At 36.2% G+C, this 18405-nt stretch carries 15 protein-coding genes and 4 pseudogenes; 9 read left to right on the forward strand and 10 right to left on the reverse strand.

The genetic code is table 11. The annotated features are described in order from the left end of the window. Positions 1-36: 36 nt before the first annotated feature. Entirely contained in the window at positions 37-1314 is a 1278-nt protein-coding gene (locus tag ACQH1X_RS06795; RefSeq protein ID WP_265025817.1) for an APC family permease, read from the forward strand. Positions 1315-1336: 22 nt separating this feature from the next. Here ACQH1X_RS06795 and ACQH1X_RS06800 read toward each other — a convergent pair whose 3' ends face one another. Then, positions 1337-1786 (reverse strand): hypothetical protein, encoded by a 450-nt coding sequence (locus ACQH1X_RS06800; RefSeq protein WP_425386082.1) that lies wholly within the window; start codon positions 1784-1786, stop codon positions 1337-1339. Positions 1787-1926: 140 nt separating this feature from the next. Between ACQH1X_RS06800 and ACQH1X_RS06805 the strand changes: the two genes are divergently transcribed. The 5 genes from ACQH1X_RS06805 (at position 1927) to ACQH1X_RS06825 (ending at position 7406) form a co-directional block, all read left to right on the forward strand. Beyond that, complete coding sequence (locus ACQH1X_RS06805) at positions 1927-2961, forward strand: aspartate-semialdehyde dehydrogenase (protein ID WP_425386083.1); 1035 nt, start codon at positions 1927-1929, stop codon at positions 2959-2961. Between the two features lie 978 nt (positions 2962-3939). Then, positions 3940-4326, forward strand: a complete 387-nt coding sequence (locus ACQH1X_RS06810) for a hypothetical protein (protein ID WP_246433168.1) — start codon at positions 3940-3942, stop codon at positions 4324-4326. Between the two features lie 26 nt (positions 4327-4352). Beyond that, positions 4353-5654 (forward strand): group II intron reverse transcriptase/maturase, encoded by a 1302-nt coding sequence (gene ltrA, locus ACQH1X_RS06815; protein ID WP_425385808.1) that lies wholly within the window; start codon positions 4353-4355, stop codon positions 5652-5654. A gap of 364 nt (positions 5655-6018) precedes the next feature. After that, positions 6019-6534 (forward strand): hypothetical protein, encoded by a 516-nt coding sequence (locus ACQH1X_RS06820; RefSeq protein WP_425386084.1) that lies wholly within the window; start codon positions 6019-6021, stop codon positions 6532-6534. Further along, entirely contained in the window at positions 6456-7406 is a 951-nt protein-coding gene (locus tag ACQH1X_RS06825; protein WP_425385848.1) for an IS481 family transposase, read from the forward strand. The genes ACQH1X_RS06820 and ACQH1X_RS06825 overlap by 79 nt, the downstream gene beginning before the upstream one ends. A 129-nt stretch (positions 7407-7535) precedes the next feature. On the opposite strand, the gene metG is transcribed toward ACQH1X_RS06825, so the two are convergent. The 3 genes from metG to icd form a co-directional block, all read right to left on the reverse strand. Then, positions 7536-9083, reverse strand: coding sequence for a methionine--tRNA ligase (gene metG / locus ACQH1X_RS06830; protein WP_425386085.1), 1548 nt, complete (start codon positions 9081-9083; stop codon positions 7536-7538). Positions 9084-9291: 208 nt separating this feature from the next. After that, the gene (gene nth / locus ACQH1X_RS06835; protein WP_425386086.1) at positions 9292-9930 is read right to left on the reverse strand and encodes an endonuclease III; all 639 of its coding nucleotides are present in this window, start codon (positions 9928-9930) and stop codon (positions 9292-9294) included. Between the two features lie 27 nt (positions 9931-9957). Beyond that, positions 9958-11385: an isocitrate dehydrogenase gene (gene icd / locus ACQH1X_RS06840; protein ID WP_425386087.1), complete on the reverse strand. Its 1428-nt coding sequence runs from the start codon at positions 11383-11385 to the stop codon at positions 9958-9960. 214 nt (positions 11386-11599) lie between these two features. Between icd and ACQH1X_RS06845 the strand changes: the two genes are divergently transcribed. Together ACQH1X_RS06845 and ACQH1X_RS06850 are read left to right on the forward strand one after the other, a co-directional pair. Then, positions 11600-12007, forward strand: a complete 408-nt coding sequence (locus ACQH1X_RS06845) for an RDD family protein (protein WP_425386088.1) — start codon at positions 11600-11602, stop codon at positions 12005-12007. A gap of 489 nt (positions 12008-12496) precedes the next feature. Continuing rightward, positions 12497-13400, forward strand: a pseudogene (locus ACQH1X_RS06850) (IS4-like element ISWosp8 family transposase). A 149-nt stretch (positions 13401-13549) separates the two neighbouring features. Here ACQH1X_RS06850 and ACQH1X_RS06855 read toward each other — a convergent pair. From ACQH1X_RS06855 to ACQH1X_RS06880, 6 genes and pseudogenes are all read right to left on the reverse strand, one after another. Further along, positions 13550-13820 (reverse strand): annotated as a pseudogene (locus ACQH1X_RS06855) (transposase); the annotation flags it as partial. Positions 13821-13843: 23 nt separating this feature from the next. Continuing rightward, positions 13844-14596: an IS5 family transposase gene (locus tag ACQH1X_RS06860; protein WP_425385758.1), complete on the reverse strand. Its 753-nt coding sequence runs from the start codon at positions 14594-14596 to the stop codon at positions 13844-13846. Positions 14597-14670: 74 nt separating this feature from the next. Further along, a pseudogene (locus ACQH1X_RS06865) lies at positions 14671-15389 on the reverse strand (IS630 family transposase); the annotation flags it as partial. A gap of 45 nt (positions 15390-15434) precedes the next feature. Continuing rightward, positions 15435-15614, reverse strand: a complete 180-nt coding sequence (locus ACQH1X_RS06870) for a hypothetical protein (protein WP_425386697.1) — start codon at positions 15612-15614, stop codon at positions 15435-15437. A gap of 204 nt (positions 15615-15818) precedes the next feature. Continuing rightward, positions 15819-16766 (reverse strand): IS110 family transposase, encoded by a 948-nt coding sequence (locus ACQH1X_RS06875; protein ID WP_425385766.1) that lies wholly within the window; start codon positions 16764-16766, stop codon positions 15819-15821. A 223-nt stretch (positions 16767-16989) separates the two neighbouring features. Then, a pseudogene (locus ACQH1X_RS06880) lies at positions 16990-17384 on the reverse strand (IS4/Tn5 family transposase DNA-binding protein); the annotation flags it as partial. Between the two features lie 66 nt (positions 17385-17450). On the opposite strand from ACQH1X_RS06880, the gene ACQH1X_RS06885 reads away from it, so the two are divergent. Continuing rightward, positions 17451-18203 carry an IS5 family transposase gene (locus ACQH1X_RS06885; protein ID WP_425385758.1) on the forward strand — a complete coding sequence of 251 codons (753 nt, stop codon included), beginning with the start codon at positions 17451-17453 and terminating at the stop codon, positions 18201-18203. Positions 18204-18405: the final 202 nt, after the last annotated feature.

An 18405-nucleotide genomic window follows, 5' to 3' on the forward strand; every position in this document is an offset into this window, starting at 1 on the left:
CAGTTATATCGTTAGTCTATTTAGATAAAAATTATTGTGTCAAATAAAATAGGTTTTTGGGCTATTTTTGCCTTAGTGATTAGTAGCCAAATTGGCTCTGGAATTTTTATGCTTCCAATTAGCCTTGCTCCATATGGCATGTACAGCCTTGTAAGCTGGGTGATATCAGGGCTTGGTGCTATATCTCTTGCTTTGGTTTTTGCCTTACTCTGTGCAAAATTTCCGGAAACGGGTGGTCCTCACGTTTATGTAAAGCATGCTTTTGGCCCTGCTGCAGCTTTCTTTGTTGGTTGGACATATTGGGTAATTTCATGGGTTAGCACGACAGCAGTAATCGTTGCAAGTATTGGCTATCTTACTTCGCTTTTTCATGGAGATATTCAAAATATACGCTTATTTTTAGAAATACTATTATTTACGATCATTACACTAATAAATTTAAGAGGTGTCACTGCTGCTGGATGTGTTGAGCTTTTATTGATGACTGTCAAAATTACCGCACTGCTTGCTATACCGGTAACAGCGTTGTTTTTCTTTGATAGGAATAATTTTATCATAAGTGAGGAAATATCAAGCCTCACGATGTCTCAAGTCCTTGCTCGCTCTACACTACTCACTCTATGGTGTTTTATTGGACTTGAATCAGCAACAGCACCTGCAGGATCAGTCAACGATCCAGCCAAGACTATACCAAGAGCCATAGTGCTTGGCACAATCTCTGTTGCAGTTATATATTTCATTAATAGCCTTGCAATCATGGGATTGATAAACGGCAATGATCTAGTTAATTCAAAAGCGCCGTATGTTGACGCAATAAAAATTATGTTTCCAGGTAATTGGCATTTGATCATTTCTATTGTTGCTTTTATTGTTTGTGTTGGCAGTTTAAATGCTTGGGTACTAGCTAGTGGACAAGTGGCTCTTGGCCTTGCAGAAGATAAACTGATGCCACAGTTCTTTGCTAAAAGAAATAAGCACGGTTCTCCTTTCTGGGGCATAATAATCAGCTCTGTTGGCACTTCAGTTCTACTAATTCTCACTTCAAGCAACAATTTTGCTAAACAGATCACATCAATTATCGACTTTTCTGTAGTTTCATTTTTATTTGTTTACCTTGCATGCAGCCTTGCTTTTCTCAAAGTTATTGTGCAAGAAAAGAGTTGTTACAAATTTTTAATTGGCAGTATAGCAACAACCTTTTGCTGCTGGGTAATATTTGAAACTTCTGTGAATACTTTGCTGATCGCAAGCTTATTCACCGCAAGTGGCGTACCTCTTTATTTATTTTGGTATCGCAGAGCTCCTGCACAATAAAATAGAGTTTAAGGCCTTTTATTTAATAACGACTTTTCTTATTGTCCACTTGTTCGACATTACCCTTCTCAAGTTTACTATCTACTTCTTTTGCGTGTTCATCATCTATACTAGTCTCATCTTTTATCTTACTGGAGTGACCTGCTTGCGATTTTTCATATGCTTCCATGTTGTCATATATAGGGTTACTGATGATTTCTATTTTTTCAGGTGTGAAAATCCTTGCTAAAAATCTCCCTATTATTGGTATTGATCTTAAGAAATCTCTTAGCTTTGAAGGTTCTTGTCTTTTATTTAGGAACTGTTGGTCTATTTTAAGTTTTTTTACACCATACTTTTTATCATCAAAATTTATTGCAGGCTTTCTTTTTTTCGAAAGAACATTTTGAGCCTTTAATCCATTGGTTCTTTCAGGCTCTTGAGGTGTAGACATTGCAGGTTTAACCTTAGTTTCATCGTGTTCTTTACTCATCTTTCATTTTATTATGTAATATTACTAATATTGCATAATAATAGCTAAATTACAATTAATTGCAAGGTGAAAATATTAAAATAATTGTAATTTTTGTCAGTAAAAATATAATATAATTTTAAAGTTAGAGGTTCATCTATATGGGATACAAAATTGCTGTTATTGGAGCAACCGGAAGAGTAGGGCGTGAGGTATTAAGCACGCTTGCTGAGTTTCAAGATGAGGCGATAGATTCTGTTATTGCACTTGCGTCGAAAAAATCAGAAGGGAAGAAGGTGAGTTTTGGTGACAAAGAGTTAACAGTTTTATGCCTTGAGGATTATGACTTCGTTGGAACTAATGTAGCCATTTTCTGTGCCGGATCTCATGTTTCTGAGAAACACGTACCGACTGCAATTAAGGCTGGGTGCATCGTAATAGATAACACTTCCCATTTTAGAATGAAAGAAGGTGTGCCGCTCATTATTCCAGAGATTAATAAAGAAAAAATTATGGAATATAAAAACCACAACATAATATCCAACCCAAACTGTACTACAATACAGATGTTGCTAGTACTACATCTATTACACCAGAAAGCAAAAATAAAGAGAATCGTTGCTTCAACTTATCAATCAACTTCTGGTGCAGGTAAAGCAGCAATGGATGAACTTTATAATCAGACAAAAAAAATCTTCATGAATGAGACTAAAAAGCCTGAGATATTCCCTAAGCAAATAGCGTTTAATTGCATTCCCCATGTAGGAGAATTCATGGAGAATGGTTCTACAGAAGAGGAATGGAAAATGCAAGAGGAGACAAAAAAAATTTTAGAGGAAGATATAAAAGTTACTGCAACTTGTGTAAGGGTACCCGTCTTTATCGGCCACGCTATGGCAGTAAATGTGGAATTTGGTCAACATATCACTGAAGAACAAGCTCGTGAAGTGCTAAGTGAAGCCGAAGATAGTGGAGTTTTAGTATACAACAGGCGTGAAGACAGTGAATACATAACTCAAATTGATGTCGTACAGGAGAATGCTGTATATGTATCGCGTATTAGACGAGACAATACTGTTGAGCACGGATTAAATATGTGGATAGTGGCTGATAACCTGCGCAAAGGTGCAGCACTAAATATAGTGCAGATTCTTGAGATTTTGATAAGAGAGCATTTGTCAATCAAGTGCATATAGAGTGCACGTACGTTGTAATTCGAAGGAAATTTGTATACCACATGGCAGCGCGTGACGCTGGAATCCAGCTTTTTAAACCATGAGAGCTACGAAAACTTACTTGACACCCTTCGCCAGCCCCCTTATCATGATAGTGAAGCTATTTATTTATCTTCGCAATCTGTGCAGGTTAATGACAAAAAACTTAGGGTATTTGGCGTCTCATGTTTAATTTTTCGCACTACGTGCATCGCATGTCTTTAAAAATTTTTAGGTTTTTACCTATATAAGCCGAAACGCGCTTACAAAGCGTTTAAGACAGCAAAAAACGTCAAATTGACAAGGGAGAATTTGAATACTAGCTACTCTGGGTTTTCTTTGCCTTTTTTCCTGCTTGGTAAATTTCTTAAACACTTGCGGTGTAGGTTAGTTGCAAGTTAAAAGCAGCTAAAACGCTCTTAATCAAGCGTTTTAGAATAAAAAAAACGCCGATATTTTAGTACATAGTAAATAGCCAACCACCACGGGGCTTCTTTTGCCTTTTTTTTCGTTTAGTAAATTTCTTAAATATTTATAGCTAAACGACAACCGTCATCCCTGTAAAGGTCAAGTATCCCGCTACGTGTTAGCGGGATCTAGAGATACCGTGACGGTATGACGAGGGAGAACAGTCAATGGCGTCAACTTAAGGAAAAATATCAGTGATTGTGTATAAAATTTCTCTCTAAATTTTTTATCATTAAATTATCCAAAGAGTGCAAGAAACAGCACTTTTGTTTCTATTTTATTTCAACAAAAAAGTTTAAAATGTGTCCTTTTTAGGTGAAACATGCAAAAAGGAAAAAATCTTATTCTACAAATGAAAAATACAATATACTCAAAAATTTTTCAGAAAATCCATAGGAGGGTTTGCTAATGGTGCGCCAAGAAGTGCTTGGAGAACAGTTGGTGAAAATCCAACACAAACAAAGTCTAGCCAACAGTTTGGAACAGACCACTATGTTGCATGAGGTAACGAGTGTAATAGAGCTAGTGGGATGGACAATGCAGGGTACAACGAAAGTGAAGGGATTGAGTTCCGAAATACCTGAAGACATAGAGGTCGACATTTTCATGGCCATGGAAGACAGCATGAAGGATAACGTAAAGGCAAGTTATCACTCACTCTATCGGGATCTGAGACCGTGCCATGTATTGAAATGGACTTCAAGTGAACTTGGGAGATCCTATGCATTCCTACAAAGGTACGCTGGAACAAGTCAACAAAGGCAAGAACTAGCGGAAGATGCAGGGGAAGTCGGACTGATTGATAGTACTCAGAATGTGGGAAAGCCACGTACAAGGGGAAGCGATCAGCAATATAGTAACTGGAATAGGGATTGCTAGGCCAATACAACGGAGGTTGGAATAACATGCAAAATAAACTAAACCAGATAGCAGTAAGAGCAAAGCAAGATAAGCGACTAAAATTCACATCGTTAGTCCATCTGATAAATACAGAGAATCTTGCGAGATGTTATAAAGAACTGAAGCGTAACAAGGCTTGTGGAGTAGACCAGATAACAGTGGAATCATACGGAGAAAATCTGAATGAGAAACTCGAAGTGCTAGTAGAAAGTATGAAGAGGAAGCAATATCAACCACAACCAGTAAAGAGGGTATATATACCGAAAGCTGGAAGTAAAGAGAAACGCGGACTCGGAATACCATCGACCGAGGATAAATTAGTACAGATTATGCTGAAGAAGATATTAGAAAATATTTACGAGGCAAACTTTCTGGACAGCTCATATGGATTTCGACCTGGAAGAAACTGTCATCAAGCGGTAAATGCACTAGATAAAGCAGTTATGTACAAGCCAATAAACTACATTGTAGAAGTGGATATCAAGAAGTTCTACGATAATATACAGCATAAATGGCTAATGAGATGTCTAAGGGAACGAATAACTGACCCAAATTTGCTGTGGTTAGTAAAGCGGTTTCTCAAGGCAGGGATAGTCGAAGCTGGAAATTATGAAGCAACAAAACAAGGTACACCCCAAGGTGGTATAGTAAGTCCTGTATTAGCAAATATATACTTACATTATGTGTTGGATTTATGGATAGAAAAGAAATTTAAACCAAGATCCAGAGGATATATACAACTAATAAGGTTTTGCGACGATTTTGTGGTTTGTTGCGAAAGTAAGGTAGACGCGGAAGAATTTCTGGAATTACTGAAACAAAGGCTAAATAAATTTGGGTTGGAAGTATCTGAAAACAAGACCAGAGTAGTAAAGTTTGGCAAGAGGGAGTGGCAACAAGCGATAAGAGAGAAACGAAGGACGGAAAGTTTCAATTTTCTGGGGTTTACGCACTATGGTGCAAAAAGTCGTCGTGGTAGATTAATAATGGGACATAAAACCTCAAAGTTAAATCTAGCCAGAAAACTAAAAGAAATCAAGGAGTGGTTGAAAATAGTCCGCGGAAGTATTCGACTTAAAGATTGGTGGCAAGTACTGAAGGCTAAATTAACAGGACACTATAACTACTTTGGTATTAGCGGAAATTATTGGTGTTTGAAACAATTTTACACATCAGTAAGAAAGCTAGCATTTAAATGGATAAATCGGCGTAGTCAGAAAAAGAGTATGACCTGGGAACAGTTTGTACACTACGTAGAAGTAAATCCATTACCAAAGCCAAAAATACATTTTTCTTTATATGCATAAGAGGGACGACTGTGAAAACTAATATTGATGAGCCGTGTGCGGGAAATCTGCAAGCACGGTTCTTTAGGGGGAGTTGTAGTAATAAAACTCAAACGAGAGGAGTAAAGCTACAGCTTCTACCGAACACTTAAAAAATGTCGTAGGTAGTACGAAAAATGCTTATGGCACATCAGTTGAGTATGTAAAAGGGAAATTTAATAGTGCTGGAAATAAATTAAAAAATGTTTATGGTACATTAGTTGAGTATACAAAAGGAGCACTTAACAGCGTTGGAAGCAGCTTGTACAGTAGGATTTATGGTACTAAGGTTTCTAGTCTGGCAGAACGGTTTAAGCGTTATGCAGAAGATGGGTCTGAACTTAGCATGCAAGAACTAACTCGTTCGGATTACTTAGATCTTGCAGTTTCTTCCAGTGAGCAAAAGCAACGAGCTAATAGTTTGGATTATTTAAATATTGATAACGACGTTCCTAAGCAACCTGATCATTTAAGTATTGATGCTGCTAAAAGGTATTTAATGAGTCTTTCTGAGGATCAGGATGTATTTTATGATGCAGAATCTGGTGATGCAAAAGATACTGAGGCTCCTAGCCCAGCAAATGAGCCAGCTAAATTGGATGATGTAGCTGTTAGTAATCTGTCTGACAAAAACTCTAAAAAAGAAGAAAATGGTCAAGGCTGGTTTGCATGGAGCCTAGGAAAGGCTAAGTCGGTAATGACTGAAGTAGTAGTGGGGTGTACAGTCCTAGAGTGTGATGGTATGATAAAATATGAGAAAAAAATACCATCAAAGGAGGAGTTATGGGACAAATATTACATGGGTGCGCCAAAACAACACAGACGATTCGTAGAGCAATACAAAATAGAAAAGAGAGCATAGCAAAACTCTCCAAGCATTATAACCTTAATCCAAAAACTATTATTAAGTGGAGAAAACGTTCATTTACGAAAGATGCTGATATGGGTCCAAAGCATCCAAGATCGACTGTTTTAACGCTAGAAGAGGAAGCTATAATAGTTACATTTCGCAAGTATACACTACTGCCACTAGATGATTGCCTTTACGCTCTGCAGTCTACAATTCCGCATTTGACTCGCTCTAGCTTGCATCGTTGTTTACAAAGACACAACATTAGCAGATTACCAACTGTTGATGGAGAAGTTAAGTCAAAAAAGAAATTCAAACAATATCCTATCGGTTACTTTCATATTGATATTGCTGAAGTTAGAACTGAGGAGGGCAAATTACATTTGTTTGTTGCTATTGATAGGACATCCAAATTTACCTATGTTGAGTTGCGTAACAGTGCTACAAAACCCATAGCTGCTGAGTTCTTACGTAATTTGATTAGAATTTTACCGTATAAAATCCATACTATTTTGACAGATAACGGTATACAATTTACAAACCAGAAGCGTCATAAGTATGCTTTCCAACACATATTTAATAGAGTTTGCGAAGAGAATGTTATTGAACATCGTTTGACAAAAGTTAGCCATCCTTGGACAAATGGGCAAGTTGAGCGTATGAATAAAACTTTAAAGGATGCTACAGTTAAGAAGTATTACTATCAATCGCACCAGCAACTTAAAGAACACCTTTATAACTTTGTTATGGCTTATAATTATGCAAAGAGACTCAAAACTCTTAAGGGTCTTACTCCTTATGAATTTATATGTTATCAGTGGACACAGTCTCCAGAATTATTTATACTAAATCCACACCATTACACTCTGGGACCATACACCTAGGTGCTGATGTTACTAAACCCATATTTTGCTAAAATAACTAAGGCACTTGCACCTAACTTGAATATGTAGACAGCGGTGTGCACTGTCGTTAACTAGAGATAATCTCATCCAGGAGAAATAGTGTAAAAACTATTTCTCCACTTTAACATCAAACTTCGAAAAGAACGGCGTAGGTTTAGGCAATGTTATGCCTGAACTTACGCACGCGTCGCACAAAGATTTTAAATCACGTTGCTCTTTCGGGATTTGCAATTGATCGAGTATCATTTCCGCTGACTTGGGAACGATTGGCTGCAATAAAATGCCAATTATCCTGATATATTCCAGTAGTTTGTAGATTACTAAGTTCATACGCACTCTATCGGTTTTGCTTAATATCCAGGGTGCACTTTTGTCTATATAAGCATTGGCTTCAGAAGAGATGTTGATAATTAGAAGTATAATCTGGTTAAACTCATACTTTGATAGGTGATTCATCACCTGATCGAGTATAGCTTTGCAACCTGGAAGACTTTCTTCACCTTTAAGTAGGCTTTGATCGATTGTCGGTACAATTCCAGAACATTGCTTGTGTAAAAATGAAATTGTTCTTTGTACTAAATTGCCTATGTTGTTTGCCAGTTCTGAGTTTATTCGGCTGATCATGTTTTTCTTACTAAAGTTGCCATCCTGGCCAAAACTTGCTTCCCTGAGGAGAAAATAGCGTAGTTGATCAACACCAAACTCTTCAGCCAAGCCGATTGGATCTATGACATTACCAAGGGACTTGGATATTTTTTCTCCCTCGTTCAACCACCAACCATGAACTGCAATTTGTTTTGGCAGTGGCAGGCCTGCTGCAAGGAGAATTGCTGGCCAATATACAGCGTGAAAGCGTAATATGTCTTTGCCGATTACATGAACGTTGGAAGAGCTGTCACTTGCCCAAAACTTCTTATATCCTTCATCTTCTGTGCTAGGGAAACCTATTGATGTAAGATAATTGGTTAATGCATCTATCCAGACATAGATTACGTGTTTGTCATTACCTGGTACTTTTATTCCCCAGTTAAAACTAGTACGAGAGATTGAAAGATCAGTGAGTCCTGATCTTACAAACGATACCACTTCATTTTTTCTGCTCTCAGGAAAGATAAAATTTGGCTGATTTTTATAGAGTTCCAGTAATTTATTTTGCCAGTTTGACAAGCGGAAAAAGTAGCTCTCTTCTTTTACCCACTCAACCTCAGCACCTGTTGGTGCTTTGCCATCTGTCAGTTCTGATTCCTGATAAAATGCTTCATCACGAACTGAATACCAACCCGAATAGGAATCCAAATATATTTGTCCTCTCTCTTCAAGTCTATTCCATAAAGCTATAACTGCTTTTTTGTGACGCTCCTCCGTAGTGCGAATAAAATCGTCATACTCAAAATTCATAAACATAGCCAATTCTTTAAATGAAACGCTCACTTCATCTGTAAATTCTTTTGGCTGCATTTCCTTTGCTTTAGCTGCTTTTTCTATTTTTTGTCCATGTTCATCTGTACCGGTGGTAAATTTGACATTTTTTCCAGCTAGTTTCATGAACCTTGCCACAACATCACACAAAAGAGAAGTGTATGCATGACCGATATGCGGCTTATCGTTTACGTAATATATTGGCGTGGTGATGTAAAAGTTCTCGAATTGCTTCATTATCCAGTGCTTAAAGCTTTATCGTATCTGTGCTAATAATAAAAATCAATATGTAGTACACTATGTATAACTATACAAACGTTTGTTTTAGAAAGCAATCCGCACAGCAGATGGTGTCATGAAAATAGCTGACACTGATTTCCATCCAAAAGGGTGTCAAGGAATTTTTGCATTTCTATGAGCTACTTAGATGACAAAAGAAGAAATACTAGACCTTATACCTTTTGCACTCAAATTCACATAAATCATGAATTATACACGTTTCACACGAAGGTTTCTGTGCTTTGCAAACATATCTACCATGCAAAACTAGCCAGTGATGAGCATAAAGCAAGTATTCTCTTGGAACTACATTTAAAAGAGATTGCTCTGTTTTAAACACATCTTTTTCTTTCACAAGTCCAACTCTATTGCTCACCCTAAAAACATGAGTATCAACCGCCAATGTTGGAATGCCAAGTCCCGAATTTAAGAACACATTAGCGCTCTTTCTCCCAACCCCTGGTAAAGACACCAAATCATCGAAATCAGTAGGCACTTTGCTATTGTACCGCTCAATCAATATTTTGCTGAGCCCGATTATGTTTTTTGCTTTAGAATTATATAAACCAATACTGCTTATGCATTTTTTCAGCTCATTTTGTCCCAAGCTCAGCATTTTTTCTGGCGTATTAGCGATATTAAATAGTTCTCTTGTAATTTTATTAACACTTACATCGGTTGTCCGTGCTGATAAAACTATCGCAATCAGTAACGTAAAATGATTGGTATAATTTAGCTCTATTTTTGGCGTAGGATTTGATTGCTGAAATTTTTCAAATATCAATTCTACTTTTTTTGAGTCCATTTCATTTACCACACCTCTTTTAAATATTTAAACGAAGAACCCCTCTTTCCCATCATACAAATACAATTTGTCCATTCTCACCACATCAAAGCTATTTTCTTCGAGTTTGATTAGCAAGTTATTTACATCACTATTTGTAATAGCTTGCTTTTCATTATTTGCGATAAACCTACAGGTTATTTGGTCACTTGAAGATTTTGAGTTTCCTGGCCAAATCGCAAGTCCTTTTGAGTATATTGCTATAATTTGCGGATTACTCGATTCAAATAATCCTACTATTTGATCAACATTACTGGATTTGTCCCAAGCGAGAGTTATATCACTACCCACTAGCTTTTTAACTTTGTAATCTTGTTCGTAATTGTCTTGTACTTTATTTATTTTACTATCCGAACCACTGCCAATTATAAGCTCAGGTAATATTCCAGGTTTCTTTCCTAGATTATCTATAACAGCTTCTGCAAATTCTTTTGTACCAACTTTCTGTTTACTCCTTCTCTCCTTATATAAATCGGCAGTGTGTATTCCATCCTCCAAAGTCTTGAGCCATGCATCGTAAACCAGTTTTGCAGTACTCACTTGACCTATGTAAATTAGCATATGCACTGCAGCATTTAAAAGGCCAGAAGGATTGGCTATGTTTTTTCCTGCAATATCAGGAGCAGAACCATGCACTGCTTCGAACATCGCATATTCGTTGCCAATGTTACTACTTCCGGCAAGCCCTACAGACCCTGAAGTTTGTGCCACAATGTCCGATAATATATCGCCATATAGATTTTCAGTTACTATAACATCGAAATTCTCCGGTTCTGTGGCAACACGTGCCATTCCAATATCAACTATATAATGTTCTGCCTTTATGTCCTGGTATTCCTTTGCAATGCAATCAAACGCTGCATGGAAAGTTCCGTCAGTCATTTTCATTATGTTATCTTTAGTCAGGCAAGTTACTTTTTTTCTGTTGTGTTTTTTCGCGTATTCAAAAGCGTACCTGCATATCTTCTCTGAGCCAGATCTAGTAATAATTTTAGTGCATTGGTAAAAGTCACCAGTGAGCCTATGCTCTATTCCAGTGTAAACATCCTCTTCATTTTCACGTATTACTACGATATCAAACTTATCGAATTTATTTTCTATAACAGGATGATATGAAACGCATGGTCTGATATTTGCATATAACCCTAGGTTCTTTCTGAGTGCTACATTTAAGCTTTTGTGGCCTTTACCTTGAGGAGTTGTTGTCGGAGATTTTAATAATATTTTTGTCCTTTCAATTGATTCCCAACCACTTGGAGAAATTCCGTGAGACCATTCTTTATTATAAACACGCTCCCCTATTTCAATAATACCCATTGAGATTTTTGCTTCCGCTTTGCGCAATATCGACAGCACCGCTTCCATGATTTCTGGTCCGATACCATCACCATATGCAACTGTGATTGGTGTTGACATAACTTCCCTAGTTATAAATGATTTAATGTTAATTCAAATAATAGAGTGGCACAAGCAGCTAGTATTATCCAAATTAGTATATTTACGGTTATTTAATAACATATTTTCATACTAGTTATGTCACAGTAGAACATGGGCAGAGTATGGATACTAAAGTAAGTTATGCAGGGATTCTGAGGCGAGTTTCAGCATGTGCGATCGACGGTGTTTTTGGATGATAATAGCACTTGTTTCACTCCTTTTTCTAAATTACGATGTAGATGATATATCTACCCATAGGATAATCCTTATGGCAACATTGCTTATAATATATATAGTATTTAATATATTAACAATAACGAAGTACGGTTGCACTCCAGGAAGACTACTGTGCGGCGTACGTATAAAAGATGCAAATACATTTAAAAACGTTACTCTAATGCAAGCAACAATAAGATACATTTTTAGGGAAGGCATTTGGGTTATTTATAATTTTCTGTCTTATCTTCTGCCTGGCTATGTTTCTGGATGCCTTTTTATTATACTAACTTTAGTTTTAATGTTTGCAATATTTGATCAACACAAGCAGACTTTTTATGACAAAATTGCAAACACGGTAGTGATAGATTATAAACCTAGTTGATATTTTCCTTTAGCTGTCTGCCTCCAAGGGTGTCATTCCAGCACATGACGTTAGTTAGAATCCAAAAACCATGAAAGCTACAAAAAGTTACTTGACACATTTTGCCAGCCCCCTTATCATGGTGTTAAGGGTATTTCTGACTCAAAACTTATTTTTGATCTGCGCAGGTTCAATGACAAAATTCAGTAAAAAACTTAGGGTATTTTTTTTGCGGATTACATAAAATTATAGCGGCTGCATGTCTTTTAAATTTTTTCTACATTCAGCCAAACCGCGCTTAAACTAAGCGTCAGCAAATTATTACAGCGCCAATTTAAAGGTATCCGTTCAGCCAATGGCGTCAACTTAAGGGAAAATATCAGTGATTGTGTATAAAACTTCTCTCTAAATTTTTTACCATTAAATTACCCAAAAGCTGCAATAAACAGCACTTTTGTTTCTGTTTTATTTCAACAAAGAAGTCTAAAATATGTCCTTTTTAGGTGAAACATGCAAAAAGGAAAAAAACTTATTCTACAAATTAAAAATATAATATACTCGAAAGCTTTTCAGAGAATCCATTGTGTTGAGTTTTACACGAACAAGAAAACTTCCTTTTACGACAGTATTTTCTATGATTTTAAAGTTAATTAAGAAAAGTTTAGGAAATAGAATGTGAGCTCATTAAGTTCCACCCTCAAAGCAAGCTTTTTCTAAAGCAAGATATAAATACAGGTCTTAAAGAATTTAAGCATCCAAACAGCCTATTGAGCAAACGTTAGCAGAAACCTGAAGTCGTTACTCAAATGCGTTCATTAAATCAAATTATTTATCTACGACCGTCTTCATTAAAATTTATTCAGCAGCATTATGAATTGAAAGTAGACTTTATTTTTCGCTCGCAAAAAAGAAATTATAGCAAGCTATGGTTCATCTGGTGAATTAGATTTTGTGCTAGAAAATAAAACGAAAAGCCAAAAAGTAAGAGTAATAGTGCTTACATTAGCCAATGGGGAAACAGAGTTTTTGACCGAGACTTTGGAGCAAAGCTTATGTGTTAAGGTGGCATATAGAAGAGCGCTATAAACGATTCAAAATAGGTGCAGAGTTAGAGAATTTTTCTGGCGTAAATTTAGAGGCTGTATTACAAGAATTTTGGGCAAACTTAGTCATGTGTAATATATTGTTGCTTCATATCACAAGGGCCTTGGAATCCAGATAAAATTGCTGATAAATTTTTCAGTTTTATTTGGTGTAATGAGGCAGAAACTCTATCAGGTACTTATTGCGCCAAAAAACTTTCAAGCCCTTTTTGATAGAGCAAGTATACGCGCTAAAGTTAAAATCCGACCAGGACAGCCGCAATAAGGTAGATAAGCCCAAACGCCATCATGTCTTTAGGAGAGTTTGCTAATGAAAGTTCTTAAGTTGACGCCATTGTCCGTTCAGCAGCATGGCAAAATAGGTAGACAAGATAAACCAAAAAATCAAGAAAAAGTGAGTTTACAACAAATGGTGTCATGCAAGTAGCTGACGCTGGAATCTACCGTCTTATACCAATTCTCATTGTTGACCAGTCAAATAGGAGACATTGCAGAGTTGTTTAATTGTGGAGCTGGCAAGAGAAGTAATAAATTTGCACAAAGCACCCTCAAGCAAAGCAATTGTATCGTATATTTTATTGCGCAAAATGTTCTGTTTTATATACAACCAAAGCCTCTCAACAGTCAGGTGAGTATGGAGGTAGGTATATAATGTCGATATTTTTAGGTACCTTTAAATTTTTTGACCTATGCCAACTAGCACAGTCCATAACGAGAAAAGCCTCTCGTGTTTCTAGGCTCTGTGGACAAAATTTTAGAGAAGCCATACAAGAGCCCCGACAAAATTTAGAAAACCCATAAAAACCTCAGCCGTTTTATCGAATCTGGAAAAAATACGCCTAAAGTTCTTAATTTTACCGAAAAAACACTCAATTAAATGACGCTCTTTATAAATGTGTTTATCGTAACCCCTCTGCACTTTTCGATTACGCTTCGGAGGAATAACTGCTGTACATCCCTTGCTTTCAAGACTCGTAACAAAAGCATTGCTGTCATAGCCTTTATCAGCCACTACAGTGGTATTATAGACACTTTCAGTTAATGTTGCTGCTTGTGTAATCTCATTTCTTTGACCAGGGGTCAGAGTAAATTTAAGTGGATTTCCAAGTGCATCGACAAGCGCATGTATTTTAGTTGTAAAGCCACCTTTGCTCCTCCCTAAAGCTTCTTGATCCTTGGAGTTTTTTGTATATCCAGATGAACATGGATGGGCTCGGATGATCGTACCGTCGATTATAGCAACTTCTAAATCAGGCTCTTGTTTAGTATATTCAAGCAATTTTTCCCAGACATCTCTTTCACACCATCTTTTAAATCGCTTATGTATACTCCTGTAATTACCATAAGTTTTTGGTAAAAGTCTCCATTGGCAACCACTTCGGACTATGTACCACACTGCCTCTATGAATATTCTTAAACGTTTTTCATCTTTGCTATGCATTCCTTTTACGCTTTTTATGAACTCTAAAATTTGTTTCCAATTTTCCTCTTTGATGTAATATTGCATATGGTAGTTTCTCCATTTTTTACCTATTAAGCTAAACTACCATCTTTTTCTCTCTTTTCATATTTTTTGTCCACAGAGCCTAGATATTGCGACATCTGCTCAAGAAATATGTTCATGCAATCAGTGTTGACATTTGAGCTAGAACTCTCTCCATTTCTAGGATTAACCGCACTATAGAGATAGAAATTTTGCCTACCTAATTTTGTTTTAACCTGTGCCCTTTTTAAACCACCCATGTCCAACCTTTGAATGTGTGCCAAACCGTGATTCATCAAAGAAAAATAGCTCTTTTTCTGGATACTTGCTAATAGCTCCATTGAGATTTTTTTTTGAATTCCTCTTGTTTGCTTTTATCTTGTTCATTATGAACTGGTCTTGGTGTAATATATGAGAATTTCATCTTTTGCATATGGCGGTGTACTGTAGATTTACTGATATTTAATCCGAACTTTTCCTGGATTCTTATTCTCATTTCTTTAATGGTAATATTAGGATTTTCTTCTATCCATGCTTCAATTTGTTGTAGTTGAGCCTGATTTAATTTAGTTTTTCTACGGCGTTGTGGAGGAGCAAACAGTTTTTCTTCTCTGCCAAATTTCAAGAGTTTTACCCACGAAGTTAGTGCGCTTCTTGAAATGCAATATATTTTTGCTACAGCCGTTATACTGTACTTTTTTGCTGCAATTACAGCATTTAGTTTTTTTGAAACATATGCATTATTCCTTACTTTCTTCAGCATTTCTTTTGCTGATTCTACTACTTTTTCATCCAATAATTTTGATCTTAATGCCATTTATACCTCAACTATTTTACTTACTTCATTATGGCTTTTTTTCCATCATTGTCCATCTGTTTGCCGTGTAATGGGAATTGGTATTAGTAGAGTCTTTAAGCGATACCTTATGCTTTCTTTCTCTTCTATGGGAAGAGCAGTATTATGGCTTCTTCTTTTCAACTCTTTTAGGTCTTCAGCTAAGGAAGGTCTAGTACTAATTTTTTGATCCAATAATCCTATCAACTATGTTTTTTTTTAAAATTTTTTATTTGTGTAATTCTGTAACTTTGTTCAATCATGTAGGCAATAAAAACCCGTGTGTCATAGAAATAAAATTTTATATCAAACACTGCCACAACAATTTCTGCTTAGCTAATGAATATGTGCTTTAAGTCTGTGTGGACGCACATATTCATTAGCCAATTTCAGTTACCGTTGTGAGGATTTTTAAGTATGCAAATTAATTGCTTCTTTAAGTTTTGCATTAGCAATTACTATAATTTTTCGCATTAGAGCTGTTATAGCTACCATTTTCTTCTTACCACTTTCAACAAGCTTGGAATAAAAGGCACCAAGTACAGATTTGGACCTTGCAGCAGACATGGCAGCTATAAAAAGCTTTTTACGGACATTACTTCTACCACCTATAATCCTTCGATAACCAACAGCTTTACCACTTTCCCTAGGATGAGGTGCAACTCCGGCAAGACTTGCTACTTCTCTTCTGTTTAAGTAACCAAGCTCTGGTATTAAACACAGAAAATCTTGTGATAACTTTTTACCTATTCCAGGAACTGTTTTAAGGATTTTTTGATGTTCTTGTAACTCATGGCTTTCATCAATGATTTTTTGTATAGTATTACTGAGTTCATCTATTTGGCTATTAAAGAATTCAATAGTTTTTTGACAACTTTCCCTTATATGGTCGTTTTCAGGTGCTTCCAGTCTACATTTTTCCTGAGTTCTCATTTGCGTGATGCCATCACGACGTTGACAAAGTGCAACCAAGGTTGATTGTTTTTCAGAAGTAGGTACAAATAGAGAGAGAGTTCTATGGCGTTCAAATCCATATTGAGCAAGAGCCCTTGCATCTGATTTATCGGATTTTGCTAAAGTTCCGTGAGATAAAATAAAACTTTTTACTTTGCGGGTATTAGCTCGATGTACGGTGATATTCTTGTCAATAAGAAAATGCGACAAACCAAGCTCATATTTTCCTGTGTTTTCTAAAGTCACTAAAGAATTAGGTAAGATATCTGAGAATTTTTGAAACAATTGTTGCCAACCAGAAGTATTATTGTCAAATTCGACAGCATTTTTCTGTTTGTGAACCGCAACAACATTCTTGAATTTTCCGATGTCAATGCCAATAAAATTTTGATAAGATGTAACCATGATAACCTCGATAGTTTTATTAATTTAAGATTGTAAACGGGTGCATATATATGTCCCATACAACTATTCAAACGTATCGAGAGATGGGCTAGTGTACCTTGATAGGAACGGTTGTAATACCAATCTTTGTTCGGTCGCACACGCCCGTGATAGCCCTATTCCTATAGTGAGTAGGGTTATCTTCCCTCTTGTTTCTTTTATAACATGTTTTTAACTTACAATCTTCTGTTGTAATTGCAAACGTTGTATGCATCATAGGTTTTAAAATTAGTTGTTTTAGATGTTAATCTTGCTGCTATAATCCCTAATCCTTCGGTCTTTTTATGATTTTTATATGAAATATAACTCGTGTCTTGGATAGCTAAGATAGTTTTTAACTCTTTCAACAGTTTTAATTATATGACTGTCTAATATCTTTCTTTCAGAAATGGCATCGTTTTGGAAAAATCTATAAGCTGCTTTACTTTGATGCCAATCTTCACAAGCTTGATTTATTGAACGCTCAGGCGATTCAGCAAAACTATTAACTATTTTTAAAAGCCTCTTACTTAATCTTATATCACCAAAATTAACAATTCCAAATTCACTTTCTGCCCACTCACTAGGCTCTGTGGACAAAAAATATGAAAAGAGAGAAAAAGATGGTAGTTTAGCTTAATAGGTAAAAAATGGAGAAACTACCATATGCAATATTACATCAAAGAGGAAAATTGGAAACAAATTTTAGAGTTCATAAAAAGCGTAAAAGGAATGCATAGCAAAGATGAAAAACGTTTAAGAATATTCATAGAGGCAGTGTGGTACATAGTCCGAAGTGGTTGCCAATGGAGACTTTTACCAAAAACTTATGGTAATTACAGGAGTATACATAAGCGATTTAAAAGATGGTGTGAAAGAGATGTCTGGGAAAAATTGCTTGAATATACTAAACAAGAGCCTGATTTAGAAGTTGCTATAATCGACGGTACGATCATCCGAGCCCATCCATGTTCATCTGGATATACAAAAAACTCCAAGGATCAAGAAGCTTTAGGGAGGAGCAAAGGTGGCTTTACAACTAAAATACATGCGCTTGTCGATGCACTTGGAAATCCACTTAAATTTACTCTGACCCCTGGTCAAAGAAATGAGATTACACAAGCAGCAACATTAACTGAAAGTGTCTATAATACCACTGTAGTGGCTGATAAAGGCTATGACAGCAATGCTTTTGTTACGAGTCTTGAAAGCAAGGGATGTACAGCAGTTATTCCTCCGAAGCGTAATCGAAAAGTGCAGAGGGGTTACGATAAACACATTTATAAAGAGCGTCATTTAATTGAGTGTTTTTTCGGTAAAATTAAGAACTTTAGGCGTATTTTTTCCAGATTCGATAAAACGGCTGAGGTTTTTATGGGTTTTCTAAATTTTGTCGGGGCTCTTGTATGGCTTCTCTAAAATTTTGTCCACAGAGCCTAGCTGAGGTGCTTAAATTTCTTTTTACCATGTATTTCCATTTTTAGACTATAGTTTTTTTTATAGTAAAAAGTCGAATTAATAAAATAAAAGCCTTCATCTTTATTATTTATAGATTTGTGGGTAATAGTAAGGGCTGTGCCCTATGGGTGCAATCTGTGATGTTCTACAAGTATAGCTACTT

Source organism: Wolbachia endosymbiont (group A) of Barypeithes pellucidus, assembly GCF_964030885.1.
In the GTDB taxonomy this organism is placed as follows: domain Bacteria; phylum Pseudomonadota; class Alphaproteobacteria; order Rickettsiales; family Anaplasmataceae; genus Wolbachia.